Annotated in this window: 21 protein-coding genes and 1 pseudogene; 10 read left to right on the forward strand and 12 right to left on the reverse strand. The window is 68.4% G+C overall.

The genetic code is table 11. The features are described 5' to 3' along the window. Nucleotides 1–94 precede the first annotated feature (94 nt). A complete protein-coding gene (locus OG510_RS35085; protein WP_406142054.1) occupies nucleotides 95–1,156 on the forward strand; it encodes a medium chain dehydrogenase/reductase family protein in 1,062 nt (353 codons plus the stop codon). A gap of 265 nt (nucleotides 1,157–1,421) precedes the next feature. Here the strand turns inward: OG510_RS35085 and OG510_RS35090 are convergent, their stop codons facing one another. Continuing rightward, nucleotides 1,422–2,261: an aldo/keto reductase gene (locus OG510_RS35090; protein WP_406142055.1), complete on the reverse strand. Its 840-nt coding sequence runs from the start codon at nucleotides 2,259–2,261 to the stop codon at nucleotides 1,422–1,424. Between the two features lie 235 nt (nucleotides 2,262–2,496). Here OG510_RS35090 and OG510_RS35095 point away from each other — a divergent pair, with 235 nt between their 5' ends. Next, on the forward strand, nucleotides 2,497–3,687 hold the full coding sequence (locus tag OG510_RS35095; protein ID WP_406142056.1) for an acyl-CoA dehydrogenase family protein: 1,191 nt from the start codon (nucleotides 2,497–2,499) through the stop codon (nucleotides 3,685–3,687). 12 nt (nucleotides 3,688–3,699) lie between these two features. Here the strand turns inward: OG510_RS35095 and OG510_RS35100 are convergent, their stop codons facing one another. The 6 genes from OG510_RS35100 to OG510_RS35125 all read right to left on the reverse strand — a co-directional run bounded on the left by OG510_RS35100 (nucleotide 3,700) and on the right by OG510_RS35125 (nucleotide 12,772). After that, nucleotides 3,700–4,812: a type IV pilus twitching motility protein PilT gene (locus OG510_RS35100; RefSeq protein WP_406142057.1), complete on the reverse strand. Its 1,113-nt coding sequence runs from the start codon at nucleotides 4,810–4,812 to the stop codon at nucleotides 3,700–3,702. Next, nucleotides 4,809–8,633: a hypothetical protein gene (locus tag OG510_RS35105; RefSeq protein WP_406142058.1), complete on the reverse strand. Its 3,825-nt coding sequence runs from the start codon at nucleotides 8,631–8,633 to the stop codon at nucleotides 4,809–4,811. Before OG510_RS35105 ends, OG510_RS35100 begins: the two co-directional genes overlap by 4 nt. Beyond that, the gene (locus tag OG510_RS35110; RefSeq protein ID WP_406142059.1) at nucleotides 8,630–9,154 is read right to left on the reverse strand and encodes a type II secretion system protein; all 525 of its coding nucleotides are present in this window, start codon (nucleotides 9,152–9,154) and stop codon (nucleotides 8,630–8,632) included. Before OG510_RS35110 ends, OG510_RS35105 begins: the two co-directional genes overlap by 4 nt. Then, nucleotides 9,151–9,585 (reverse strand): type II secretion system protein, encoded by a 435-nt coding sequence (locus tag OG510_RS35115; protein WP_406142060.1) that lies wholly within the window; start codon nucleotides 9,583–9,585, stop codon nucleotides 9,151–9,153. The genes OG510_RS35110 and OG510_RS35115 overlap by 4 nt, the downstream gene beginning before the upstream one ends. Then, entirely contained in the window at nucleotides 9,582–10,793 is a 1,212-nt protein-coding gene (locus OG510_RS35120) for a type II secretion system F family protein (RefSeq protein WP_406142061.1), read from the reverse strand. The genes OG510_RS35115 and OG510_RS35120 overlap by 4 nt, the downstream gene beginning before the upstream one ends. 131 nt (nucleotides 10,794–10,924) lie before the next feature. Continuing rightward, nucleotides 10,925–12,772 carry a GspE/PulE family protein gene (locus OG510_RS35125; protein WP_406142062.1) on the reverse strand — a complete coding sequence of 616 codons (1,848 nt, stop codon included), beginning with the start codon at nucleotides 12,770–12,772 and terminating at the stop codon, nucleotides 10,925–10,927. Between the two features lie 267 nt (nucleotides 12,773–13,039). On the opposite strand from OG510_RS35125, the gene OG510_RS35130 reads away from it, so the two are divergent. The 3 genes from OG510_RS35130 to OG510_RS35140 all read left to right on the forward strand — a co-directional run bounded on the left by OG510_RS35130 (nucleotide 13,040) and on the right by OG510_RS35140 (nucleotide 15,075). Beyond that, entirely contained in the window at nucleotides 13,040–13,417 is a 378-nt protein-coding gene (locus tag OG510_RS35130) for a type IV pilin protein (RefSeq protein ID WP_406142063.1), read from the forward strand. Nucleotides 13,418–13,566: 149 nt separating this feature from the next. Next, nucleotides 13,567–14,391 carry a prepilin peptidase gene (locus OG510_RS35135; protein ID WP_406142064.1) on the forward strand — a complete coding sequence of 275 codons (825 nt, stop codon included), beginning with the start codon at nucleotides 13,567–13,569 and terminating at the stop codon, nucleotides 14,389–14,391. Nucleotides 14,392–14,526: 135 nt separating this feature from the next. After that, the gene (locus OG510_RS35140; protein WP_203599396.1) at nucleotides 14,527–15,075 is read left to right on the forward strand and encodes a PadR family transcriptional regulator; all 549 of its coding nucleotides are present in this window, start codon (nucleotides 14,527–14,529) and stop codon (nucleotides 15,073–15,075) included. Nucleotides 15,076–15,334: 259 nt separating this feature from the next. Here OG510_RS35140 and OG510_RS35145 read toward each other — a convergent pair whose 3' ends face one another. After that, nucleotides 15,335–16,483, reverse strand: a complete 1,149-nt coding sequence (locus tag OG510_RS35145) for a hypothetical protein (RefSeq protein WP_406142065.1) — start codon at nucleotides 16,481–16,483, stop codon at nucleotides 15,335–15,337. A gap of 422 nt (nucleotides 16,484–16,905) precedes the next feature. Here OG510_RS35145 and OG510_RS35150 point away from each other — a divergent pair, with 422 nt between their 5' ends. Together OG510_RS35150 and OG510_RS35155 are read left to right on the forward strand one after the other, a co-directional pair. After that, nucleotides 16,906–17,499 (forward strand): hypothetical protein, encoded by a 594-nt coding sequence (locus tag OG510_RS35150; protein WP_406142066.1) that lies wholly within the window; start codon nucleotides 16,906–16,908, stop codon nucleotides 17,497–17,499. 68 nt (nucleotides 17,500–17,567) lie between these two features. Further along, nucleotides 17,568–19,139, forward strand: a complete 1,572-nt coding sequence (locus tag OG510_RS35155; RefSeq protein ID WP_406142067.1) for a prepilin-type N-terminal cleavage/methylation domain-containing protein — start codon at nucleotides 17,568–17,570, stop codon at nucleotides 19,137–19,139. Nucleotides 19,140–19,155: 16 nt separating this feature from the next. Here the strand turns inward: OG510_RS35155 and OG510_RS35160 are convergent. Continuing rightward, a protein-coding gene (locus OG510_RS35160; RefSeq protein WP_406142068.1) for an IS5 family transposase occupies nucleotides 19,156–20,012 on the reverse strand; the annotation gives its coding sequence in 2 pieces (ribosomal slippage) (nucleotides 19,156–19,653 and nucleotides 19,656–20,012; 855 coding nt in all). Nucleotides 20,013–20,144: 132 nt separating this feature from the next. Here OG510_RS35160 and OG510_RS35165 point away from each other — a divergent pair. Then, nucleotides 20,145–20,447: an excalibur calcium-binding domain-containing protein gene (locus OG510_RS35165; protein ID WP_406142069.1), complete on the forward strand. Its 303-nt coding sequence runs from the start codon at nucleotides 20,145–20,147 to the stop codon at nucleotides 20,445–20,447. 121 nt (nucleotides 20,448–20,568) lie between these two features. Here the strand turns inward: OG510_RS35165 and OG510_RS35170 are convergent, their stop codons facing one another. Further along, on the reverse strand, nucleotides 20,569–21,315 hold the full coding sequence (locus OG510_RS35170; RefSeq protein ID WP_406142070.1) for a class I SAM-dependent methyltransferase: 747 nt from the start codon (nucleotides 21,313–21,315) through the stop codon (nucleotides 20,569–20,571). 32 nt (nucleotides 21,316–21,347) lie between these two features. Further along, nucleotides 21,348–22,263 (reverse strand): annotated as a pseudogene (locus OG510_RS35175) (IS982 family transposase). A gap of 76 nt (nucleotides 22,264–22,339) precedes the next feature. Between OG510_RS35175 and OG510_RS35180 the strand changes: the two are divergent. Beyond that, a complete protein-coding gene (locus OG510_RS35180; RefSeq protein ID WP_406142071.1) occupies nucleotides 22,340–22,774 on the forward strand; it encodes a hypothetical protein in 435 nt (144 codons plus the stop codon). Between the two features lie 2 nt (nucleotides 22,775–22,776). Here OG510_RS35180 and OG510_RS35185 read toward each other — a convergent pair whose 3' ends face one another. Further along, nucleotides 22,777–23,994, reverse strand: coding sequence for an IS110 family transposase (locus tag OG510_RS35185; protein WP_406142072.1), 1,218 nt, complete (start codon nucleotides 23,992–23,994; stop codon nucleotides 22,777–22,779). Between the two features lie 712 nt (nucleotides 23,995–24,706). Here OG510_RS35185 and OG510_RS35190 point away from each other — a divergent pair. Then, nucleotides 24,707–25,042 (forward strand): hypothetical protein, encoded by a 336-nt coding sequence (locus OG510_RS35190; RefSeq protein ID WP_406142073.1) that lies wholly within the window; start codon nucleotides 24,707–24,709, stop codon nucleotides 25,040–25,042. Nucleotides 25,043–25,130 lie beyond the last annotated feature (88 nt).

Consider the following 25,130-nt stretch of genomic DNA (forward strand, 5'->3'; position numbering starts at 1 on the left):
TTCATGCCGCGCTTGACAATCGATCGTAACAGCTTCACTCTGCAGTAAGAGGTTATAACGAAAAGCTGAAGCAATAACGGAAGGCGGTGGCGCGATGACGAACACCGATAGAACCCGCTCCCCGAAGGACGCCACGGTCACCGAGGTCGTCCTGCCGGGCATCGTCGAGCCGGAGGGCCTGGAGGTGCGGACCCGGCCGGCGCCTGTCCCCGGGCCCGGTGAGGTGCTGCTGGAGATGGAAGCCACCGGTGTCTCGTTCGCCGAGCAGCAGATGCGCCGGGGCAAGTACTACGACCAGCCGCCGTACCCCTTCGTGCCCGGCTACGACGTGGTGGGCACGGTCGTGGAGACCGGGCCCGGTGTGGACGGCGGACTGGTGGGCGGCCGGTTCGCCGCGCTGCTCAAGACCGGGGGCTGGGCGGACCGCCTGCCGGTCACCGCAGCTGATCTGATTCCGGTGCCCGGCGGCATCGACCCGGCCGAGGCCGAGACCCTTGTCGTCAACGGGATCACCGCCTGGCAGATGCTGCACCGCACCGCCCGGGTGCGGGCCGGGCAGACCGTGCTGGTGCACGGCGCGAACGGCGGCGTGGGCTCGACGCTCGTACAGCTGGCGCTGCTCGCAGGCGTCCGGGTCATCGGCACGGCATCGCCCCGCCACCACGAGGCCCTGCGCGCCCTGGGCGTCGTGCCTGTCGACTACCGGGCGCCCGGTCTGGCCGACCGGCTGCGGGCCGCCGCCCCGCAGGGTGTGGACGCCGTCTTCGACCATGTCGGCGGCGCCGGCATCGTCGACTCGTTCCGGCTGCTTGCGCCGGGCGGCGCCCTCGTGTCGTACGGCACCGCGGTCACCCGTGACACGCCGGGATCCGCCCGGCTGCCGGTGCTCCTGCTGTTCGGGCGGCTGGCCCTGTGGAATCTGCTGCCCAACCGCCGCCGCGCCACCTTCTACAACCTCTGGGCGGGCAGGCGGAGGGTGGAGGCGTTCCGGGCGCGGACCCGGACCGACCTGATCCAGGTGCTGGAGCTGCTCGCCGACGGGTCGCTCACCGCACCGGTCGCGGCCCGGATCCCGCTGGACCGCGCGGCGGAAGCGCTGCGGCTGGCCGAGTCGGGAACGGTTTCGGGGAAGGTCGTCCTGACCCCGGTGCCGTAGCCCCCGCGCGTGGCTGCTGTGGGGTGCCCGGCGGTCCTGGCAGCTGCCGGGGGACCGGCGGAACCGACAAGGCCGACAAGGCTGATAAGGCCGGCGAGGCCGACCAGGCTGGCGGGGCCTACGGGACCGACGGGGCCGGCGGTCACCATGGGCCCCGGGGGACCGGCGGTCACCGGGGACCCGGCGGGCGCGGGACGGCCCGGCCCCCGGGCCCGCCGGGTCCCCGGTGGTCCCAGGAGCCCCGCACCACGGCCGGTCCACCGCGTCACGGGACGTAGTTGAAGGTGTCCGGGTCGGGGCCGGTGCGCTCACCGCGGTCCAGGCCGGTGATGGCGGCCATGTCCGCCTCGGTGAGTTCGAAGTCGAAGAGCGCGAAGTTCTCCTCGACGCGCGAGCGCGTGACGGACTTCGGGAACACGATGTCGTTGCGCTGAATGTGCCAGCGCAGCGTGACCTGGGCCGGGGTACGGCCGACCCGCCGGGCGATACCGGTGATCGTCGGGTCGTCCAGGACCTTGCCCTGGGCGATCGGCGACCACGCTTCGGTCGCGATCCGGTGACCGGCGCCGAACGCCCGGACCTCGTCCTGCGCCAGATAGGGGTGGACCTCGATCTGGTTGACGGCCGGCACGATCTCGGTCTCCTGCAGGAGCCGGCGCACATGGTGCGGCTGGAAGTTGGAGACACCGATCGCCTTCGCGCGGCCCGAGCGGTAGATCTCCTCCATGGCCCGCCATGTCTCGACGAAGTCGCCGACATCCGGCAGCGGCCAGTGGATCAGGAACAGGTCGAGATAGTCGAAGCGCAGCTCGGCGAGCGTACGGTCGAATGCCTTGAGCGCGTCGTCGTGGGCGTGAAAGCCGTTGTTCAGCTTGCTGGTGACGAAGACGTCCTCACGGGCAAGACCGGAGTCCCGTACCGCCTCGCCGACCTCCTTCTCGTTGCCGTACATCTCGGCCGTGTCGATGTGCCGGTATCCGGTCTCCAGGGCGGCCAGCGTCGCCGCCCTGGTGTCGGCCGGCTCGATCTGGAACACACCGAAGCCCAGCTGGGGGATCTGGACGCCGTTGTTCAGGCTGATGGTGGGAACCGCGTTCACAATCATTCCTTGCCTCGTCCGGATGATGCCTCGGTCAGGGGCGGCCCGCGCCGCACCCTGGGTCCAGGGTGCAACGGCGGAAGCCCCCTGTCGCATCGGCTGCCCGGCACAGCCGCCCCCATGCGGGGCACAGCAGGCTCCTGGCAGAGGCGCGGCGAAGACAGGACGGTCATGGCCATTCCAAAAGAATGAAACACGTTCTACTGTGCCCCTCGATCCGACGCCGCACCGAGGAGGGGCCGTGCACCTCGAATACACCCCCGAACAGCAGCAGTTGCGTACCGAGCTGCGCGCCTACTTCGCCGACCTGGTACCGGACAACGCCTATGCGCGGTACGCGGACCCGGCGGCCCAGAAGCGCTTCTACCGGGAGACCGTCCGCCGTCTGGGCGGCGACGGCTGGCTGGGTGTCGGCTGGCCGAAGGAGTACGGCGGGCGCGGGCTCTCCCCGATGGAGCAGTTCATCTTCTTCGACGAGGCGGCGCAGGCGGGTGTGCCGCTGCCGCTGATGGCGCTCAACACGGTCGGCCCGACGATCATGCAGTTCGGTACCGACGAGCAGAAGTCGTACTTCCTGCCGAAGATCCTCAAGGGCGAGATCGACTTCGCGATCGGCTACAGCGAGCCGGACGCCGGGACCGACCTCGCCGCGCTCAAGACCCGCGCCGTACGCGAGGGCGACGAGACCACCGGTCACTACACGGTGAACGGCCAGAAGATCTGGACGACCAACGGCGACACCGCCGACTGGGTGTGGCTCGCCGTCCGCACCGATCCGGCGGCCCCCGCGCACAAGGGCATCACCATGCTGCTGGTGCCGACCGACGACCCCGGCTACTCCTGCACTCTCATCAACACGCTGGCCTCGCACGACACCACGGCCAGCTACTACGAGAACGTCCGGGTCCCCGCATCCCGCCGGGTCGGCGACGAGAACAAGGGCTGGCGGCTGATCACCAACCAGCTCAACCACGAGCGCGTCACCCTGGCCGCCCACGGCACCATGGCCATCCGGGCCCTGCACAACGTCCAGCGGTGGGCCGCGGAGACCGAGATCGACGGCGGCCGGCGGGTCATCGACCTCGGCTGGGTACGCGGCCGGCTCGCCCGCACCCACGCCAGGCTCGACGCGATGAAGCTGCTGAACTGGCAGATGGTCAACGCCGTCCAGAACGGCACGCTCACCCCGCAGGACGCCTCAGCGGTCAAGGTGTACGGCTCGGAGGCCCGCAGGGACGCGTACGCCTGGCTGATGGAGGTCATCGGCTCGGCCGGCCCCCTCAAGGAGGGCTCGGCGGGCGCGGTACTCCACGGCGAACTGGAGCGCGGCTACCGCTCGGCGGTCATCTTCACCTTCGGCGGCGGCAACAACGAGATCCAGCGGGAGATCATCTCCTGGATCGGGCTGGGGATGCCGCGGGTGCGGCGTTAGTGATCCGGACCGTCAGGCGCGGCCGACCGGGACGTGGGGCCGCTGGATGTCCTCCGGGTGGGCCGTGTGCAGCACGGCCTCCTCGTGGGCGATGGTGCCTGCCGCGACCAGAGCGTTGATGCTGGTCTCCAGGGTCTGCATGCCGTCACGGTGGCTGGTCGAGACCATGTTGCGGATCTGGCGGGTCTTGCCCTCGCGGATCAGGTTGCGGATCGCCGACGTGCCCACCAGTACCTCGAAGGCCGCCACCCGGCCCCCGCCGATCCGGGGGATGAGTGTCTGGTTGAGAATGCCGACCAGGGTGTGCGCCAACTGCAATCGGATCTGCGGTTGTTGCTCGGCCGGGAACACATCGACGATGCGGTCCAGCGTCTGCGACGTGTCGTTGGTGTGCAGGGTGGCGAACACCAGGTGCCCGGTCTCGGCGATGGTCAGGGCCGCGGAGATGCTCTCCGGGTCGCGCATCTCGCCGAGGAGCAGGACGTCGGGATCCTCGCGCAGCGCCGAGCGCAGCGCGGCGGGGAACGAGTCGGTGTCGGTGCCGACCTCCCGCTGGTTGACCGCCGAGTGCTTGTGCCGGTGCAGGTACTCGATCGGGTCCTCGATGGTGAGGATGTGCACCGGCCTGTGCGTGTTGACGTAGTCGAGGAGCGCCGCCAGGCTCGTCGACTTGCCCGACCCGGTCGGCCCGGTGACCAGCACGAACCCGCGCGGCATGCCCGCCCACCCGATGACGACCGGGGGGAGCCCGAGCTGCTCGGACGACGGCACCTCGAACGGGATGATCCGCAGCGCCAGCGCCGACACGCCGCGCTGCACGAAAGCGTTCCCGCGCAACCTGGCCTTCTCCCCCCAGCTGAACGCGAAATCGACCTGCTTCTCCCGGCGGAACCGTTCCGTGAGTGCCCCGCCCAGCACCCCGGTCACCAGGCGGTCGACCTCAGGCTCGGTCAGCGCGGCCCCCTCGACCGGTCGCAGGGCGCCGTCGACGCGGAGGAACGGCGCCGATCCGGCGGTGAGCAGCAGGTCGCTGCCGCCCCGCTCCCACAGCTCACCGAGCAGGTGGTCGATGATCGCGGAACTCGGCCCGGGCATGGTGGTCTCCAAGGTGGCGTGTGTGCTCATGGCAGGACCGTCCACTGCTTGACGGTGCTGGTGTGGCCGTCGAAGGACACGGCGGCCTGGACGAGCGGGCCGGACAGCAGGTCGATCCGGGTGCCGCCGAGGTGCTCGGTCGCGCCGCCGCTCCCGGCGGTGACGGTGTAGGTCACGGTCAGCCCGGCCGGCTGGGCGGCTCCGGTCAGGCCGCACGGCGCCAGATCGACCTGGTCGGCCACCGGGTCGTCCGATCCGGAACGGACCGGCACGTCAAGGGAGTTGACGCCGGTACAGGTGCTGCCGGTGAAGTCCACCGACATCTTCACCGACTTCACGTCGCCGTCGTCGTGGTGCGCCACCTGCAGGACGACATGGTCGAGCGGTCCGGTGGTGGCCGGTGGCGGCTGGGCGTAGCCGCCGAGCGTGAGGGACGCCCGGCCACCCCCGGAGATGGTGGCGTCCGTGACGTCGACGGGCGCGCCGGGGGCCGGAGTGGTGAACCCGGTGATCGCGGTGACCGACGCCGGTTTCGCGATCACGGCCGGATAGGTCGTGAACAGCACCGGCTCCGGTGGAATTCCGATCACCGGCCGGAGGTATCCGGCGGCCGGGCTGATGCCGAGACCGATGGTGCGGGCGATGATGCCGCGGGTGACGACCTGCGAACTGACCTGGCTCATCGACAGATCGACGGCAGCGGTCGGAGCGTAGACGGTGCCGTTGACCACCAGACGGCTGTGGCCGGTGGCCGTGTCCGCGTCGTCGGTCGACTTCAGCACCGCGCAGCCGCCGCCCTCGGTGACGCAGCCGGACAGGGCCCTGATGGACGGGGCTCGGAACACGATGTCGAGCTCGACGCCGTCGAGCCGGTCGGTGGCGTCGGTACTGCCCTTGCCCAACTTCGCCGCGTAGTCGACAGCGAGCTCGGACAACTGGTCGTCCTTCGTGACCCCGCAGGCTCCGAGGTCGACCACGTCGACACCGAGTGCCCCTTCCCGGGCGGTCAGGGCGTGGTCCGTGTCGCAGGCGGTGCCGGTGCCGGAGACGGTCAGCGCGGCCGTGGGTGGCTCCGGCGGCGTGGGCGGCGCCGGGGTGGTGTCGTCGTCCTGGTGCGATACGCGCAGCACGGCCTTGTCGAGCACCGCCCCCGCCGGCAGGGGCAGCATCGTGAACGCGCCGAGCCGGATCGACGCCGACGGGGTGGCCTTGGCGAGCGTCGAGGCCGAGGTGGTGTCGTCGATCGCTTGCGCGTTCTTGGGGTCGAGGAACGCGGCGGCGGTGGGTGTCGCGGTGCTGACCGCCTTGGTGGGCCGTACCGGGGTCGGAGGCCGGTAGGCCAGTTCCAGGGTGATGCCGTCGAGCTGATCGGTTGCGGTGGTGCTGCCCGCGCCGAGGGCGGCGGTGTACGTCACCACCAGGCCGGTCAGCTGGTCGGGGTCGGTCAGTCCGCAGGTGGCGACCAGGTCCAGGGTGTCGGTGGCCAGGGCGTCCTGGTGCGTGGCGAGCTTCTGCGAGGTGGTGCAGGAGTGGGGTATGCCGGGCCCGGTCAGGGTGACAGTGGCCTTCGGCGGCGGTCCGCCGCCCGCTCCGGGATCGTCGCGGTGCGCGACGTGCAGCAGGGCCCCGTCCAGGACCGAACCGGGCGGCACCGCAGGGGTGTCGTAACCGCCGAGGTCGATGGTGGCGGTCGGCCTGGTGACCGGGTCGAGGTCGGCGCGGGCCGTGTTGGCGCCGTCGATCGCCCTGGCGTCGGCCGCGGGGCTGAACGTCGTCGACTCCGCGCTCGTCGCCGGCCGGGGCGGCGGCGGGTCGTAGACGACTTCGAGCCATACGCCGTCCAGGGAATCGGCGCCCGCGGTGCCGCCCGCCTTCAGCCCGGCGGTGTAGGTCGCGGTCAGGCCCGTCAGCTGGGCGGGGCCGGTGATGCCGCATGCCTTGAGGTCGACGCGGTCGTCGCCCAGGCCGGCCCGCGCGGTGAGCGGCAGCTTGCCGCAACCGCCGTTACCGCCCCCGGGGGTGACGTCGATCCTGGGCGCCGCCGTGTCGACGGTCTCCCGATGGGCCACCCGCAGGACGGCGGAGTCGATCGTCGACCCCGGCGGTACGGGCGGCAGACCGAACCCGGCCAGCGTGATCGACGCGGACGGGGCCGCCGCGGTCAGATCGGCCCCGGCCACCAACGGTGCCGGCTGTTCGCCGATCTCCAGGGCGTTGCCGGGATCGGTGCCCTGAGCGGTGAACCCCGTCGATGCGGTCACGGCCGTCGGCTTGAACGTGGTCGGTGTGCGGTAGGCGACCTCCAGCCAGACGCCGTCCAGGCGTTCCGTCGCGGAGGTGCCGTTGGCGTCCAGGGTGGCGGCGTAGTCCACTGTCAGACCGGTGAGCCGCGCCGGGTCGATGAGCCCGCAGGCGCCCAGCAGGTCGATCGCGGGATCCGTGGCGGGGGCCGTGTGCCGGGGCAGGTCGTCGGTGCGGCAGGTGTCCCCGCCGACGGCGGCGGTGGCCTTGACCGCGCCGGATGCGGTGAGGTCACCGTCGTCCTCGTGCTCGACACGCAGCTTCGCGCTGGTGATGACCGAGCCGGGCGGCACCTGCGGGGTGAAGCCGGCGAGCTGTATCGAGGCCGACCGGTGTTTCGCCGGGTCGAGGACAGCGTCGGCGGTGCAGCTCGCGGTGCCCGTCGGCTGCGAACACCCGGGCAGGGTCGGCTGTTCGCCACCGGTCAGAGCTTGGCCCGGGTTGGCGAAACCAGCGTTCGTGACCACTGCTGTCGGCTTCAGGGTGTGCGACGCCTTCGGCGGCTGGACCCCGTACACCGCCACCTGCTGCGCGTCCGGGGTCACCGGGGCGCACAGTTCTACGTGTCCACGGTCGACCTGGAACCGGCTGCCGCCGCCCATCATGGCCTGGACGCCTTCGGGCCGCGTTCTGTCGCAGCCGCCGGGGTCGGGGACGGCCGGGCGTGTGGCGGCCCCCGGATCCCAGCCTGCCCGCGTGCCGCCGACCACGCTGACCGAGGGGTCGTCGACCGTCCAGACCGCGGTGCCGCCGGTGAAGGTGAAGTCGAAGTAGTACATACCCGGTTGTAGCCACACGACGATGTTGGGGCAGTCGCCACCGGTGAGGCGGGTGAGGGCGCGGGCGTCGTCGTAGTAGCCGGGCTGCAACCGCACCAGCCAGGAACCGGGGGAGGGGCACGCGGGCACCGTCCGCCGGACCGGGACGGCCGTGGCGGGCGGGGTGTAGTCAGGGTCGGCGCCCACCACCTCGTCGGCGGGAGCCGACGGGGTGTCGTTGGCACAGTCGTGCACGTACGGCGCCTGGGTCGGGGGAAGTTGGGTCTGTGACACGGCACTGGAGCAGTCGCCGACCGCGGACACGTCGCCCGCCACCACCATCGAGGCGCCGGCGCCGGTGGTGATGTCCGAGTGGGAGAACACGCTGCCCTGCACGCGCAGGCCGTGTGTGGTCGCGTTGATGCCGTCCTTCGCCGCCCGGCCCAGGCTGCGCAGCGCGTCCTGCGGCTGGGTCGCGCGCGTGGTCGCGGGAGACGCGTTGAGGGGGTCGCAGTGGACGATCATCTGGCGGCCGTTGAGCGGCGGCGCGGTGTAGTCGGCGCACGGGCTGCCCTCGGAGAAGTTCTTGATCGCGAGCTGTGTGGCACCGTCCGCGCTGTAGCCCCGCTTGCCCTGGTCGACGTACACGCCCGCGGCTTTCAGTCCCGTGCCCGCGAAGGACAGGACCGCCACGGTGACCAGGCTGAAGACGACGACGAAGGCCAGCGCGAGGATCAGTGTCGCGCCCTGTTCGTCGTCGCGCGGGCGCCGCGGATTCGGGCGGCCGGTCATGACGAGCTCGCTCGTCGGACGGCGGTGAGGGCCGTCGCGGGCGCGGCGGGGTCGCTCTGCACGGTCAGTGTTACCTCCATGGGCGGGGTGCACGAGGTCTCGGCACCGCAGCTCAGAACCACCGGGTGGGTCGATGTGGCGTTGTCGAACCGGCCCAGCAATGTGGTGACGACACCTTCGTCGGTGCACTTCACCCGGTTGAGGGCGCCGGTCGGCCGGTCGTACGTGTAGACGACGTCGGCGCCGGGCCGGCTCAGGTGGACGATCACGTCGGTGACACCGCATGCGGGGCCGGTCGTGACGTTGTCCGCGCTCTGTACGTCGCCGTAGAAGTAGCGGTTGAGCGTGCCCTCCGCACTGGTGGCGGCCACTCGCTTCTCGGTGCCCGCTGTGAACCGCAGTCCGAGGATGATGGCCTTGGGCAGCAGCGCCCCGATGATGCCCACGATGACGATCGTGACCAGCAACTCGGTCAGGGTGAACCCCGACTCCGGCCGCACGGTGGGCTGTTGTGTCGTCATGACAGCATCGACTCCCGCTTGACCACTTCGAGCGTCGCGTTCCCGACGGGGTGTGGGCCGGTCGAGTGCACGGTGAGTGTCACCTTCTGCACTCCGGTATCGGCGGTCGGGCAGGTCCCGCCGAACGTACCCACCCCGTCCCAGTACTCGATCGAGACGGTCACGGTGTACCCGGCCGGCGGCGTCGGGGTGTCGTAACCACTGGCGCAGGACACATACGGGTCGCTGACGACCTTCTCGGCGGCGCTGCGGATCACCGAGTCGGCGCTGGTCACCTTGTGCTGTGTGACCGAGCTGATGATCGCGGTGCCGATGCCCCCGAGAATCGTCACGAAGGCAATGCCCATGAGCACCACGGCGACGAGAACCTCGACCAGGGTCTCGCCCTCTTCGCCGCGTCGGAGCCGCGGCCGGCGTGCCGGGCCGGTCATTGGACGCTGACCTGGTTGTAGACGCCGTAGATCGCCGAGATGAGGGCGACGGCCACGAACCCCACGACGGCCCCGATCATGATCACCACGATCGGCTCGAACAGGCTGGTCAGCCGCTTGAGTTTGTGCTGCAACTCCTTCTCGTAGAACTCCGACACGTTCTCGAGCTGGTCGTCGAGGGTCCCGGTCTCTTCCCCCACACGCATCATCTGGGTGACCGCCCCGGGGAACAGCTTGGTGCGGGCGATCGGCCGCGAGATGCCGCCGCCTTCGAGCATCTCCATCTGGGCCGTTCCGATGGACCGTTCGTACACCAGGTTGTTGGCGCCCGAGCCGGCCAGGCTGAGCGCCTCCGTGATGGGCACCCCCGCCTTGATCATCGAGGTCAGGATGCGGCAGAACCGTTCGATGACCATGAAGCGGACCACATCGCCGACCACCGGTGTCGCCAGCAGGAAGCGGTCGCGCAGTACCCGTCCCCGCTCGGTCCGCAGACCGGCGACCACTCCCACCACGAGCGCGACGAGTACGCCGATGATGACCAGGTACCAGGCCGCTACGAAGTCGGTGAAGCCCAGCAGAATCCGGGTCGGCAACGGCAGTTCGGCATGGAACGACTCGAAGAACACCTTGAAACGGGGGAGTACGAAGATGACGAGGACGAGAACGACGGCGACGGCGAGACCCATCACCAGGATCGGATAGGTCAGGGCGGAGCGGATACTGCGCCTGCCCTCGACGTCGCGCTCGATGTAGCGGGCCAACTGGGCCATCACCACGTCGAGTTCACCGGTCGCCTCGGCCGAGCGGAGGACGGATATGTAGAACGGTGGGAGCGCCGCGGTGTGAACGGCCATCGCGGCGGCGAAGCTCTCGCCGAATCGCAGCGAGTCCATGACGTCGACGAGCACCTTGCCGAGCTTCTTGTCCTTGGTCTCGGCGCGGATGATCTCCAGGGCGTCCAGGATGGGCACTCCGGCCTTGATGAAGGCGCCCATCTGGCGGGAGAAGTTGCTCAGCTCGACCAGGTTGATCTTCGCCGCGGTGAGTTCGAGCTGCAGCAGGTTGCGGCTCGCGGCCTTGACGGACTCCACGTCGTAGCCCTGCCGGGCCAGGCTGTCGGTCACGCCGTCGACACTGGAACCCGTGAGCACGCCGGTGGCCCGCTTCCCGTCCGGGCCGACCGCGACGTACTTGAAGGTGGCCATGCCGGTGCCCTCCTGGTTTCCGGTGTCAGAGGTTCGCGTCGGGTGTCGGAGTTCGCGTCGGCTGTCTGAGTTGGCTTCGGGTGCCGGAGGCGCGCGTCGTCGGTGTCGGGTGCGGCATCCGGACGGAAGTCCTAGACCACGTACACGCTGGACATGATCTCGGCGATGGTGGTGACGCCCTCCTCCACCAGACGGACGCCTCCGTCCAGCAGGCTGTCCATGTGCTGCTCGCGGGTGGCCTTGCGCAGGCTGTCGACCGGCGCCTGCTCGACGAGCAGCCGCTTGACCGGGTCGCTCATCACGAGCAGTTCGAAGACGCCGATCCGCTCCTGGTAGCCGGTCCGGGAGCAGAAGTTGCAGCCCCGGCCCTGCCAGAACCCGGCGTCGGTCGAGCCGCCCGCCTTCGCGAAGAAGGCCAGTTCGTCCACGCCCGGCCGGTAGGGCTCGCGGCACTGGTCGCAGATCCGCCGCACCAGGCGCTGGCTGACCACCCCGGCGACCGTGGAGGTGATCAGGAACGGCTCGATGCCCATGTCGGCGAACCGGTGCAGCGCGGAGCAGGCGTCGGCGGCGTGGATGGACGACAGTACGAAGTGGCCGGTGAGCGCGGACTCGACCGCGATCCGAGCCGTCTCCGCGTCCCGGATCTCGCCGACCAGGATCACGTCGGGGTCCTGCCGGAGGATCGAGCGCAGCCCGGTCGCGAACGAGACGCCCGCCTGGTCGTTGATCTGGATCTGGTTGACCGAGGGGACCACGTACTCCACCGGGTCCTCGATGGTGGTGATGTTGCGCTCGCTCTGGTTGAGCTCACCGAGCGTGGCGTACAGGGTGGTCGTCTTGCCGCTGCCGGTCGGACCGCCGCAGGCGACCATGCCGTAGGGGGAGCGCAGCAGGGACGAGAACCGTTCGTAGGTCGCGGCGGGCATACCGAGCTCGGCCAGCCGCAGCAGTGTGCGGTTGCTGTCGAGCAGTCGCAGTACCGCCTTCTCGCCCCAGATGGTGGGCGTGGTCGCGACCCGGATGTCGACCGACCTGCCGTCGATCTCGGTGGCGATCTGCCCGTCCTGCGGGCGCCGCCGGTCGACGATGTTCATGTTGGCCATGATCTTGATCCGGCTGACCAGGGACGGGCCCATGTTCTCCGGCAGGCTCAGCACGTCATGCAGCGCGCCGTCGATGCGGTACCTGACCCGGACCCGGTCGGCGTGCGGTTCGACATGGATGTCCGAGGCCCGGTCGCGCAGGCCCTGGGTCAGCATGAGGTTGACCAGGTGCACGACCGGCGCGTCCTCGCTCACCACCCTGGCACCGGAGCCGGCGTGGCGGCCGGTCTCGGTCGCCTCGAACGCCTCGACCAGGCTGCTGACGCCGGCCAGCGCCCGGTAGGTGCTGTCGATCGAGCGCCGGATGTCCGAGGGAGCCGCGATCGCCAACTGCACCTGATCCGGCGCGACAGCCCGGCCGATCTCGTCGAGCACGCGCGGGTCAGCCGGGTCGCCCGCAGCGATGAGCAGCGTGCCGTCGGCCCGCCGCACCGCGACGACGCCCAGCGAGCGGGCCAGCGCTTCCGGCACCCGGGCGACCGCCTCGGGATCAGGTTCGCTCTGGCGCAAGTCGGCGACCGGGAAGTCGAGTTGAACCGACAGTGCCTCGATCAGCGACCGCTCGTCTACCATGCCGAGTTCGACCAGCAGCGTGCCGATTCGCTTGCCCGACGTCGACTGCTGCAGGAGCGCCTCGTCCACCTGTGCCGGGGTGAGCAGCCCGCGCTGCACCAGCAGTTCCCCGAGGCGCGGCTGCTTCTGCTTCTGCCCTGCGGGCGACGACTGCGCCGCGCTGGACATCGCGTCCCTGACCGGTTCGTCGACCGGGGCCGGAGACGGCGCCGGGCCCCGCGCACCATCGGGCAGGGTGCTGTCCTCGCTCGCAGGACTTGTCGTCTCCGCGCGGCGCCGGAGAAGCCGACGATTCGCCAAGGAACCCACCCCTTTCGTGCATCCGGACATCGAGAACAACGGCCGGGCATGCGTCGGGAGCGCATCCGCACCCGCAGTACCGTCAGCTGCTGATTAGTCAGCTGCATACTACTGCACATCGAGGCGCTGTCATCTGCGATGCCCTCGCCGCATGCGCCTGAGATGCCCCTTGTAAGTCCCATGCTCGCTAAGTAGTCTACGGCTGATTAATCAGGCTGTTACTATCACCCGGTTTTGCTTGCACCGGGTCGCCGTAGATGGAGAAAGATGTTCACTTACCTGCAAGGCAAGTTGCGCCAGCGAATACGTGCACTGAACGACACCGCGGAAGCCGGCTTCACGCTGATCGAGCTTCTCGTGGTCATCGTGATCCTCGGCATCCTGGCCGCCGTCGTCGTCTTCTCCGTCCGCGGCATCAACGACAAGGGCCAGGAGTCGGCGTGCAAGACAGACAAGTCCACGATCGAGACTGCGGAAGAGGCGTACCTCGCCAACGGTCACAGCACGTACGGCGACATGAAGGCGCTGGCGGATGGTGGGTTCCTGTCCACTCCTTCCACCTTGTACGACGTCACGCTGAAGGACAAGGACACCGGGTATGACGTCACGCCGACGTCCGGCAGGCCCTGCGTCGGCGTCGGATAGGAGGGGCCTCACCGGGCGCCGCCGGCTGGCGGTCCTCGGTCGGCCGAGTTCACCGGGTGGCATCGCAAGCGCCACCTGGCGAACCGCGGTCGGCGGCTTCGCCGGAAGCGGGTAGGGACCAGCACGCGCGGTACGGCACCATTGCGCGCATGTCATCCATATTTGTCGTGATTATCGGTCTGCTGGGGCTCGCGGTGGGGTCGTTCCTCAACGTCGCCGTCTCCCGGGTGCCGGCCGGCCGTTCGGTCGTACGGCCCCGCTCCGCCTGCCCGCGATGCGCCACACCGATCGCGGCCCGGGACAACATCCCCATCGTGTCCTGGCTCCTGCTGGGTCGGCGCTGCCGTGCCTGCGCGGTACCCATCCCCGCGCGTTACCCGCTCATGGAAGCGCTCACCGCGACCCTGTTCATCGCCGAGGCGCTGCGCTTCGGCCGGTCGGAAGTTCTACCGGCCCAACTGGTCTTCACTGCGGGGCTGTTGGCCCTTGCCGCCTGTGACGCCGAACAGTTCCTGCTCCCTCGGCGGCTGATATACCCGACCCTCGGGCTCACCGCCGCCTGTCTGCTCGCGGCCGCGGCGGCCACCGGTCAGTGGCATCGGCTCGGCGTGACCGCGGCATGCGGAGTGGGCGCATTCGCTGTGTTCTTCGCCCTGCACCGGGTGCGGCGGGCCTGGCTCGGATTCGGCGACGTGCGCCTGGCCGGCTTGCTCGGCACCGGGCTGGGCTGGCTCGGTCCTGGGCATCTCGTCTTCGCGCTGCTGGCCGGCAGCGTCGCCGGGTTGCTGGTGGGCATCGCGCTCATGGCGGCGGGGCGAGCGACCCGCCACACCCGCCTCCCCTTCGGTGCGTTCCTCGCCGCCGGTGCCGTCGCCGCGATCCTCGTCGGCGCTCCTGTCGTCCACTGGTACGAGAGCGTGAGTGGCCTGTACGTGATGGGTGCGCCGCCCGCAATGGTCCGCCACTGGTCATAATCACCCGGGCCGGACGTCGGTCGCGGGCAGGTTGCCGCTACCGGCGGACCCGCGACGGTGCTTCGGGGACTACAGCGCCATGAGCCGAGTGGGTGCCGCAGCAAACACCACCGGTGACCGCCTACCCTGGTAACTATGGGACAACCTGATCTGCCACTCGCCGAGTGGATCGTGCTCGCACTCATGGCCGAACGCCCCAGCCACGGCTTCGCCATCGCAGCCCTCACCGCGGAGGGCGCGGAAATCGGTGAGTTCTGGTACATCTCGAGACCCATGGTCTACCGGTCGATCACGCGGCTGGTCGAGCGCGGACTGATCACGCCGGTCGGCGCCGAGGAAAGCGATCGCGGACCGCAGCGCATGATCTACGCCACCACCCGCTCGGCGAAGATGGCGGTCAGCCGGTGGCTCAGTGAACCGGTGGTCAAGCTGTTCGACATCCGCGCCGAGCTCACGTGCAAGCTTCTGCTGCTCCAGCGTCGCGACAGCAGCCCGGCTCGCCTGGTCGAGCGCCAGCGGGCCGTCATCGGCGAGATCGAGGAGTCGCTGCGCGCCAAGGAGCACGCCGGCGACTACCTCGTCCGCGCGATCTATGCCTGGCGGCTGGAACACGTCCGTGCCGCGCGCCGGTTTCTCGACGCCGTCGACGTCGACTCGACGCAGCCGGCGGTCAAGACCGGCTGACGTCACGTTTCGTACGGTCCTGGCCGCGGTGTCCGTGTCAGCGTGGCGCGTGTACCGGTGAGACGGGCTCGGCCATTGCGATGGCGATCGCCGAGCCCGCAACGCACATCAGCGTTCTTGAGCAACTGCCGGACTGCCGTTGGGCCGCTTGTGCCGTTCACGACCCCGGTGTCGGTGATCGTGACGGCGCGAGCGAGGCGTGAGCAGGTGGATCTTCTGGGCAGAGGGCGATGGCCCCTTGCCCAGTCATCCGGACCGCCTAGTAGCCGTAGGAGGCGAGAGTCGTCTGGATGGTGCTGTCGGTGTCCCACGTGGTGGTGAACAGGTTGGTCCAGGCATCCGCTGCGCCGGACTTGCCGCCGGTCAGGGCGACGCCGTACTGCTCGATGTCCCCGTAGTCGGAGTATGCGCTCGAATCGACGTCGGTCCACGTGTTGGGGTCATCGCCCGTGGTGCCGTTCAGCGAACTCGACGTCCAGCTCACGTGCATGACATTCGACTTGGCGACAAGACCCAGCTGGGTGTTCCCGCCGGCGTTCGCCGTCACCGCGCCACGTACCTGGCTGATCCCTGATTCCAGGCGCACCTTGCAGGCCGTACCCGCGCTGTCGCACGCGCTTCCGGTGAACACGTTCTGACCCGCCCCGCTGGTGGTCCACGTGAACCCGTTCTGGATCAGCGCCTGCTTGGACGCCGCACCGAACGGCGCGGAAGCGGGGTCGGCGACCGCGATGCGGTGCCCACTCGTCGCGAGCCAGCTCACCACTCCCGGTATCGTCGTGGGCGCGCCGCCGGAGACCGGCGACGCATCACAGCGAGGCGACTGTGCCTTGCCGTTACCGCTGCCATCGGCGTCCGCGCCGGCCGCCAGCGGCGGGGTCCCGGCGTTTGACGGGTCATCACCGTGAGCCGCGCCCGCCCAGCTGCCGCTGCAGCTGTAGATCGCCAGGTGTCCGATCGCCACCGGATGCTTGCTCAAGACCGCGCCGTTGCATTCGACGCTTCCGCTCGCCGTGCACGTCCCGCCATCCGCGGTCGGGATGACTGCGTCCGCGTTGGTTTCGTCCGCCGACAGGAACGCGTCAATGTGCAAAGGCCCATCGACGCAGTTGTCCGACGTGGACGGATCACACGTGGTGTAAGGGCCGGTGCCCTTCAGCTGCTGACGCAGGCTTCCCGACGTGATCCCTCGCATCGTCGACGTATCGATCGTCGGCTTGTTCCAGAACCCGCCGATCTGTGATGCGCCATTCGCCGTGAACGGCGTGAACGACCCACCCGACTCGATCGCACCCTTCATGTCCTTCGCCGCGGGGTACATGTTGTTCGCGATACCGACCTGCGAATCCGTCGAGGCGAACGCTGTTGATGCTGTGACGGTGATGAGCGCCGTCGCGAGGGCACCCACCGCGAACGCGTTCCGTACCCGGCGCATCGCGGTGAAGCCGGAGTTCGGACCACTCCGTGGGTGTCTGGGTCTGAGTTGCATCTGCTACTCCTACGTTGATCCGGTTGGCGGCGGCTGCCGCACGGGCACCCTGCCGGCGGGAGCGGGCAGATGTCCGAGAACTCCTGGACATCCGCGTGATTTCCCGGCATGACGGTGCCTCACACGCCTAGATGGTGCGCACTCGGCACCTCAGTAGTCAATGATTGACAACCCTGCCCGCTCTGGATGTAATGCACCTATCCAGCCTGCAACGGGCCGGCGGCCGCGTGCTGTCGGCTCGCCGCAGGACGCATGGGAGGGGCTGGCGGCACGATGGGCAGAGGCATGCAATGGCACTGTTGAGCAGACTTTGGCGCTCGCGCACGACCAGGTGGGGCGGGTTGGGTCTCGCGGTGGTCGCGGTGGCCTTCGTCGTCGTGGTGCTGGTGCGCGGTGGGTCGGATGCGGACGCCTCAGCGCGGAAGTCCGACCCCGAGTGGTGCACGCCGGGCACCCAGCGCACCGCGCTCTGCCCACACAGCAAGGTGTTTGACGCAAAGGGGTATGTCTTCCACGGCGACTCCTACGGGTGCATCTATTTCGCCAGTCAGGCGGATGCGCAGGCGGTGCTGCGGGCCAACCCCAGCGATCCGAACCACCTTGATGACGGAGGCGGCGTCGCGTGCCGTGGACTGCCCGAACCGCGCGACACCAAACCGGTCTCTGCCGCCGCACAGCATTTCACGTGCCGTCCTGGCGACACGCGCAGCGCGCTCTGCCCGCAGCGGAAGCGGCCCTTCGACGCTCGCTACTTCCTGCGCTACGGCAATGACGCCTACGACTGCCCGGACTTCGCCAGCCAAGCGGACGCGCAGGCCGTCCTGCGTTTCGCGCCGGCCGACCCGAACCACCTCGACGGCGGCGGGAAGGGCATCGCCTGCCCGGACCTGCCGGGACCGAAGGACGTCAAACCCGTACGACAAGGAACACCGTGACGCGGCAAGGGCGCGCGCGTGTGCTCGGGCTGAACGTGACCCATCGATCGAAGGAAGCCCCGACTGCCATGACATCGGACCATCGCCGGTTCGCATCGCGCGCCAGAAGCCAGGACGGCTTCACACTCATCGAGTTGCTCGTGGTCATCGTGATTCTTGGCGTCCTCGCCGCCATCGTGGTGTTCTCCGTCAAGGGCATCGGTGACAAGGGCCACAAGAGCGCGGTCGCCGCAGACGCGGCTACGCTGCGCACAGCGGAAGAGTCCTACTGCGCGAAGTACGGACACTTCGGGACAGCCGATGATCTGAAAGACCGTGGGCTGCTCTCCGGCGACCCGGTCTACAACACGGTGATGGTCGGCGCGGAGAACAAGTGTGGTCGAGGCGAAAAGTCGTCGTTCACGCTGAATGACACTTCCGCACCGACGGAGAACGTAGCGGACGCAATCAAGGCGGGCACGACCCCGGTCGACCTCACTGTCGATGAGAAGGCCAATCGCGTGTACGTCGTGGCTCAAGGCAGCAACGACGTGACCGTGATCGACGGTAAGACCGACGCCGCGATCGGTAAACCGATTGATGTTTCCAGCGCTGTGTCGAGCCCAACCCGCATCGCCGTCGACCCCGGCACGGGGAGGGTCTACGTCGGGGGTAAGGGCGGCGTCGCGATCATCGACACGAAGAACGCCGATCAAGTGACCCACGTCAGCGGCTTTGCAACGACCGTCACTGGTCTGGCCGTCTCTCCCGAGAACGGGGAGGTCTATGTCGGTGGTGGCTCTGCAAGTACCTCGGCGGTGGCCTACATCGCGGCCGGCAGCTCGTCGGCGAAGGCGATCACATTGCCCGGTCTCGGAGTTGCCCTCGATGCCTCTTTCTCTTTTGACTCCGTGCACCACGCGGTGTATCTCGTAAAGCAGGGTTTCGGCAAGGGAGATGATGCCAACATCGGTCTCTTCGCCATCTCGACGCAGACCCATGAGGCCGACATCGCAGCGGATTTCCCGGCACAGTCGGGCTGTGGCAACAACGCCGGGAACGTCCTCCTTCAAAACTCCGCTCTTGGTATCACCGCTGTCGATCCTGCCCGCAACCTCGTCTACCTCCTTGCCCAGAGGTGCGTTCCGAACCCAGGGGATCCCTCGGCCAAGCGGCAAGCCGTCGCAACAACGATCGCCATCAACCCGAGCGATCACAGTTCAACAGCGATCAACGACCCGTGGGGGGCGGGCTACGCTCCCATCTCCGTGGTCTACAGCCCCGCGGCAGGTTCGGTCTACGCCTACTTGAAGGGTGGAGCTGGAGTGAACTGCGGCGGTAAGGGGGGTCGCGTCGATCGAATCGTCGGGACGAAGGTCACGGGAGAAGCACTAGTCTGCGCACCGACAAATGCCCCCGGGATTTCAGGGCAAAGGCTCACCCTGCTGAGCAACTTCAACAGGATTTTCGTGGCACAACTACAAGACTCTGCAGCGCCGGGCGGCCTCGGGGTGGCCGACGGTGGCACGCTGCTGAGTCAACCGCCGCTCGGTAAGGGCCGCAAATTCGGCGCCTTGGCCGCGAACAACACCACAGGAAAGGTGTACGCGGTCGATCCGGACAACGGAACCGTCGCGGTCTTCCGGACAGGATCGGCCTAGGGTGTGTCTTCAAAGGTCAGATCCATAACAGGATTGAGGCGATGGTGACGGTGGCCTGGAACGACTCGTGGGTCTTGTCGTAGCGGGTGGCCAGGCCGCGCCATTGTTTGAGCCGGTTGAAGCAGCGCTCGACGACGTTGCGGAGTCGGTAGACCTCCCTGTTGAAACGCGGTGGTCGGCCGCCGCGTGAGCCTCGGCGTAGGCGGCCGCTGGCCTGGTCGATGCGTTCGGGGATCGTGTGGCGGATGCCGCGCTTTCGCAGGTAGGCGCGGATCTTACGGGAGCTGTAGCCCTTGTCCGCGATGACGTGGTCGGGCCGGGTGCGTGGCCGGCCTGGACCGATGCGGGGAACGCAGATGGCGTCCAGGACCTCCTCGAAGCGAGTGCAGTCGTTGACGTTCCCGCCGGTCAGAACGAAGGCGAGTGGGCGGCTGTGTCCGTCGCAGGCCAGGTGGAGCTTGGTGCTCAGTCCGCCTCGGGATCTGCCGAGGGCGTGATCACCCGCTTCGTCCCCCTCGGTGACCCCTTTTTGCCGCCGGCGGCGTGCTGATGGGCCCGCACGATCGTGGAATCGACCGACACCAGCCAGTCGATGTCCCCGGCCGCATCTTTCTCCGCCTGCAGAGCCCGCAGCATGCGAGAGAACGTGCCATCCAGTGCCCACCTGCGGAAACGTGTGTAGAGCGTCTGCCAGGAGCCGTAGCGTTCCGGCACATCCCGCCAGGCCGACCCCGTGCGCAACTTCCACACAATCCCGTTCAGCACCACGCGGTCATCCGACCGCGGCCGCCCCGCCGTCCCCGAACTCGGCAACAACCGCGACAGGACAGCCCACTCAGCATCCGACAGCTCATGACGCACCACAACCGACATGAACCCTCAACACCTAAAACAGCTTTGAAGACACGGCCTAGGACCATGCCGGACCAGCCACGCACCCTTCACAAGGGCCCTTACCGCCGGCTACGACCCGGGCGTCGTACCTCCATCGCGGCGGCGGTCAGCGTGATCGCGGCGATCACGCTGACCGCGTGCGGTGACAGCAGCCCTCCGAAGCATCCGTTCGACGTCGCCCCCTATGTGCACAAGGGGCACGTGGTCACCTGCGACGCGTTCAAGACCCAGGCCAACGCGCAAGCGGTGTTGCGAGCGGATGCACTCGACCCGAACGGACTCGACCGGGACGGCGACGGCATCGCGTGCCCGAACCTCCCCGAGCCGACGGACAAGAAGCCGGTCCATCGCGACTTCATGACCGACAAGGACGGCGCGCCGATCATCGCGCCGCTCAAGTCGCCGTCGGCGTAGCAGCAGTGGAAGCAGCCATGCCCGGCACGGATATCTCGGTTGTCTTGGCTGCTACGGCCACCTGGTCCTGAAACGTCGTCACAGACGTTCATGACCATGGTGGCCGCACCCATGCCCGTAGTCACCCACCGGTCACCTCCGCCGAGAAGAACAGGAAGTTCGGCAGGTGGAGGTAACTGTCGATTGCTGGAGTGGTGCGCCTGGTCTCCGCTGCTACCGCCGGGTCGAGCCCCGGCTCGGCGATCTCCCGCAGGCGGCAGCCGAGGGAGGCCAGTTCGTTGAGGTAGGCCGAGAGCGGCCGGTGGTAATCGGATGCGACGGGACTGACGATCTCGTACTCCTCCAGGTACCGCTCCACCCGGTACGCGCCGTGCTCACGCCACGTACTGAACAACTGCTCGAAAGCCGGGTGGACCACGGCGAAGACCAGGCGGCCGCCCGGACGCACCGCGTCGACGCAGGCGCGCATGGCTGGCTTCCAGTCGGGAATCGCCATCAGGACCATGCTGCACACCACCGCGTCGAAGGGACCGCCCAGGTCAGGCAGATGTGCCAGATCCGCCTGGACGTAGGTGATGCCCTGCCTCAGCCCGGCTTCCTTCTCCCGCGCGAAGGCGGACATGGTGTGCGTCGGCTCGACTCCGACCACCTGCGCCCCGCGCTCGGCGAGGATGCGGCTGAAGTACCCGTTCCCGCACCCCGCGTCCAGCACCCGCCGGCCGCGGACGTCGCCCAGCAGCCGCAGCAGGGTGGGGTTCACCAGGTGCCTTTTGGCGAAGTCCCCGTCCTTCGCCGTCGCGTCCATGACCTCGTGTGTGGCGGATGAGTCCCACTGCTCGATCGCGCTCTCGTTCGTCCTGGATGTCATTCGCGCGAGCCTAGATGATCGATTCCAAGGGGTCAGTGATCGAAGGCGGTCAGTGAGCGTAGGACGACCTGGCCGGTGCGGTCGTTGTGCCAGATCGCGGCGGTCAGCGCGAGGATGCGCTGCATGACGCGGGCGATCACGCCGCCCGGAGTGCGGGCCTCGGTGCTGTTCGAGGTTGAGCTGGCCCTTGAACGTCTCGTTGACCGACTCGATGACTTGCCTCACCGGCTTGAACAACGGGGCGCCGGGCCGTTCCGGCTCGCCCTTGCGGGCTGGTCGCAGCAGCCGGATGTCCTGCTCGGCCAATTGGTGTTCGAAGTCGCGGCCGAAGTAGTTCTTGTCGCCGATCAGCGTCTGTCCGGGCCGGGCGGCGGTGAGGCCGTGTTCGGCGGCGAGCAGGTCCAGCAGGGTCTCGCGTTCGTCGGCCTTGGCCCCAGTCAGGGCGAAGGCGAGGGGCAGGCCCTGCAGGGTGCACACCAGGTGCAGGCGCAGGCCCCAGAAGAAGCGGCTGTGGCTGGCGCAGTACCCGTACTCGGCCCATCCGGCCAGGTCGGAACGTTTGACGGTCTCGCGGGAGCGTCCGCACTCCACCGGCGTGGAATCCACGATCCACACGTCGTCGCTCCACACGGAGGTGTCGGTGGCCAGTACCCGGGTCACCCGCCGCAGCAGCTCGGCAGCCTTGCGCAGGCGCTTGTTGTAGCCGGGCTGCTTCGGCAGGTACGGGAAGAGATGCCGCAGGTGGGAGCGGGCGTGGCGAAGCCACTTGGCCTCGGAGGTGAAGCCCAGCATGGCCTGCATCATCGCGAGCGTGACCAGCTCGGCATCGGTCAGTTGCGGAGCGATCCCGACCGCCGGACGCCAGGGCGCCAGATGCGGTGATGCCTTCAGCAGGTCGTCGGTCTTCACATAGAGTGCGGTGGCGAGGGAGTCCAACTCTGTCTTCACACACTGACGTTGGGCTCCCTCCCCTTTCGCGCGCAGCCGATCCCTTGGAATCGATCATCTAGACGACGAGACCGCCGTGGCGTACGCACAGCAGCGGGCCGAAGCCACTCGCCAACGGCTGCTCCACCTCGACGTGATCGGCGGCGCGGTGCGTGCCCAGGGCGTGGCGACGTACAACCTCGCCAGGGTCCAGCCGAACAGCAGCACCGTGGCATGGGGCAGTGCGGGGGTGCGGTACGTGGTGACGCTCGTCGGCGCGAACCCCGTGTGTGACCTGTCCGTCACCGGGCCGGTGAGCGCCGTTGAGCGGGTGCTGCCGTACTTCCTGCCTGTGCCCGCCGAGCAGACTCCGCGGTTCCCCGTGCGGGGTGTGCGTACCCGTCTGGGGCGCCGTCTGGCCGCACACCTCGTGAAGTACACGACGGTTGACCAACTGGAAGACCGGGGGGGGTGCCTCTATGTCTTTCGTCAAGGCACTCCTGCCGGGTTTGGGGTGGTTCGGGGTTGCTGAGGTTATGCGGCGAGCTCGACGCCCTTCGGTGTCCGGGATTCGTAGAAGGTGCCGTCGCGGAGCATGGCGAACAGGACGCTGATGCGTTGGCGGGCGAGGCGGAGGAGGGCCTGGGTGTGGGTCTTGCCGCGGGCCCGTTGCCTGTCGTAGTAGGCGCGGGAAGCCGGATCGGCGTTCATGCAGGCGAAGGCGGACAGGAACATCGCCCGTGTGAGTTGCCGGTTGCCTCCTCGGGGTGCGTGTTCGCCGTGGATCGAGGTGCCGGACTGCTTGGTGGTGGGGGCGAGTCCGGCGTAGGAGGCGAGGTGGGCGGCGGTGGGGAAGCTGGTGCCGTCGCCGACGGTGACCAGCAGGACTGCGGCGGTCCTGACGCCGGCGCCGGGCATCGACGTCAGGACCGGGGAAAGAGGGTGAGCCTCCAGCAGGGTGTTGATCTGGGCTTCCATCGCCCGGCGCTGGGTGTGGACGGCGGTCAGGGAGGCGGCCAGAGAAGGGATGACGATGTCGAGGGTGCCGGTGCCGGGGACCACGACGGTCTGTTCGTCGAGGGCGTCGAAGACGTCGTCGATCAGTCGCTGGGCCATGCGCGGGGCTCTCGGGCGGATCAGCTCCACGAGTCTGCGTCGGCCGGCCTTGCGCAGGGCGGCCGGGGATCCGTAGCGCTCCAGGAGCCAGGTGACGGCCTGGTGGTCGAGGCGGGGACCCAGAACGCGCTCCAGGCTGGGGTGGAACTGGGTGAGCAGGCCGCGTATCCGGTTGGACGTGCGGGTGGCCTCGGCGGCGAGGTCCTGGTCGAAGCCGACAAGGACCGTGAGTTCGGCGGTGATCTCGTCGGTCAGCTCCAGCGAGCGCAGGGTGTGCGGCATGGTGCGGGCCGCGTCCGCGATCACGGCGGCGTCTTTCGCGTCGGTCTTCGCCTCGCCCGGGTAGAGGTCGGCGATCCGCCGCATGGCCAGGCCGGGCAGGTAGGCGACGCGGCAGCCCGCGTCCCTCGCGACGGTCAGCGGCAGGGCGCCGATGGAAGCGGGCTGGTCGACAACGACGAGGACGGTGCCGAACTTCGCGGCCAGTTTGTCGAACACGGCCCGCAGCCTGGGTTCGCTGTTGGGCAGGGGCTTGTCGAAGACCTTCTTCCCGGCCGGGGTGAGTCCGTGGCCGTGATGGGCACTTTTGCCGACGTCCAGGCCCAGGAATACGCCGATATTTTCAATCTCGGACATCGTTCCCTTTCCGGGGTGTTGACGGTGCCGGCCTCGGCTTGGGTGTCGTGCTCGCGCATCCACGTTATGCAGACCTGCCGCCCGCGAACTGTCCGGCATTGCGCCGGGCCGGACGGTGGCCGGACCTCTGATCAGCGTCTCCGACGGACACCTCTCGGGCCCGGTGAACACCACCCCCCAGGTCATGCCTTCGACAGGGGGCAACAGTCATGCCGGGCCCGGAGGCCAGCGGCCCCATTGCGGAGCCGCGGAAAACATAACGGGGGCTCACGTTCGGCGGCAGGGTCGGCCCGTTCGGGTACATCGCTCCGGCCGCTGATCCGGTCGCCCGCGTGCGGGACACCTCGCCCATCACCGCTGAGGTGCACGGCGTGGGCATCGATCACCTGGCCAGTCTCGCCCCGCCCCTCTCCCGCTGACCGCTGCTGCGCCCGGCCGGTGCCCCTGGCCGGGCGCACCTCGCACGATTCGTAAACCATGCCCATTCCCGGTCCGCTCACCAACTCCATTGGCGCAAACTATCCGAAACTCTGAAAAACAGAGTCCACGCCACAACACCGGTTTCGTTGATGATTCATCTAATTACAGCTCAGGCGAGTTCATCACCGGATCACAAACCCATGCCCCACGGCCGCAGAACATGTTAGATTCCTGGTGCTCATGTCGAGGGGTGACTACATCCACCCTTGACCTTCTATCCCCAGGGGGGGAAATGACTTCTTTTGTGCACCGAATAATTGCCACAAAGGCCGCGAAGGTCGGTTGCGTCGCCGCTTTGGCGGCTGTATCTATCGGCCTTACGGTTCCGACAGCCAGCGCCAGCAACGAAAGCAGCTGGTCCGCCGGCTGTCGGGGCTACTGGTACTCTACGGCTGGCGACGGCTACTGCAAGGATGCGACGGCCGCACCGGACGGATACTGGGCAGACTACGATTGCAGCGCCGAGGTCGATACGCAGAACTACAAGGTAGTGCCTTTCGGATTCGTGGGTAAGTTCAATACGCACGAATGCACGTTCAAGATCAACAAGACTCACGTCCACTTGTGAGCACCAAGTAGTCTGCCGGTAGTTTAAGAGCGCTGTGGTGGGCCCACTGAAACGGTGGGCCCACCATGCATTTTCAAGGAACTCTCTT

The sequence above is a fragment of the Streptomyces sp. NBC_01089 genome (assembly GCF_045162975.1).
GTDB lineage: Bacteria > Actinomycetota > Actinomycetes > Streptomycetales > Streptomycetaceae > Streptomyces.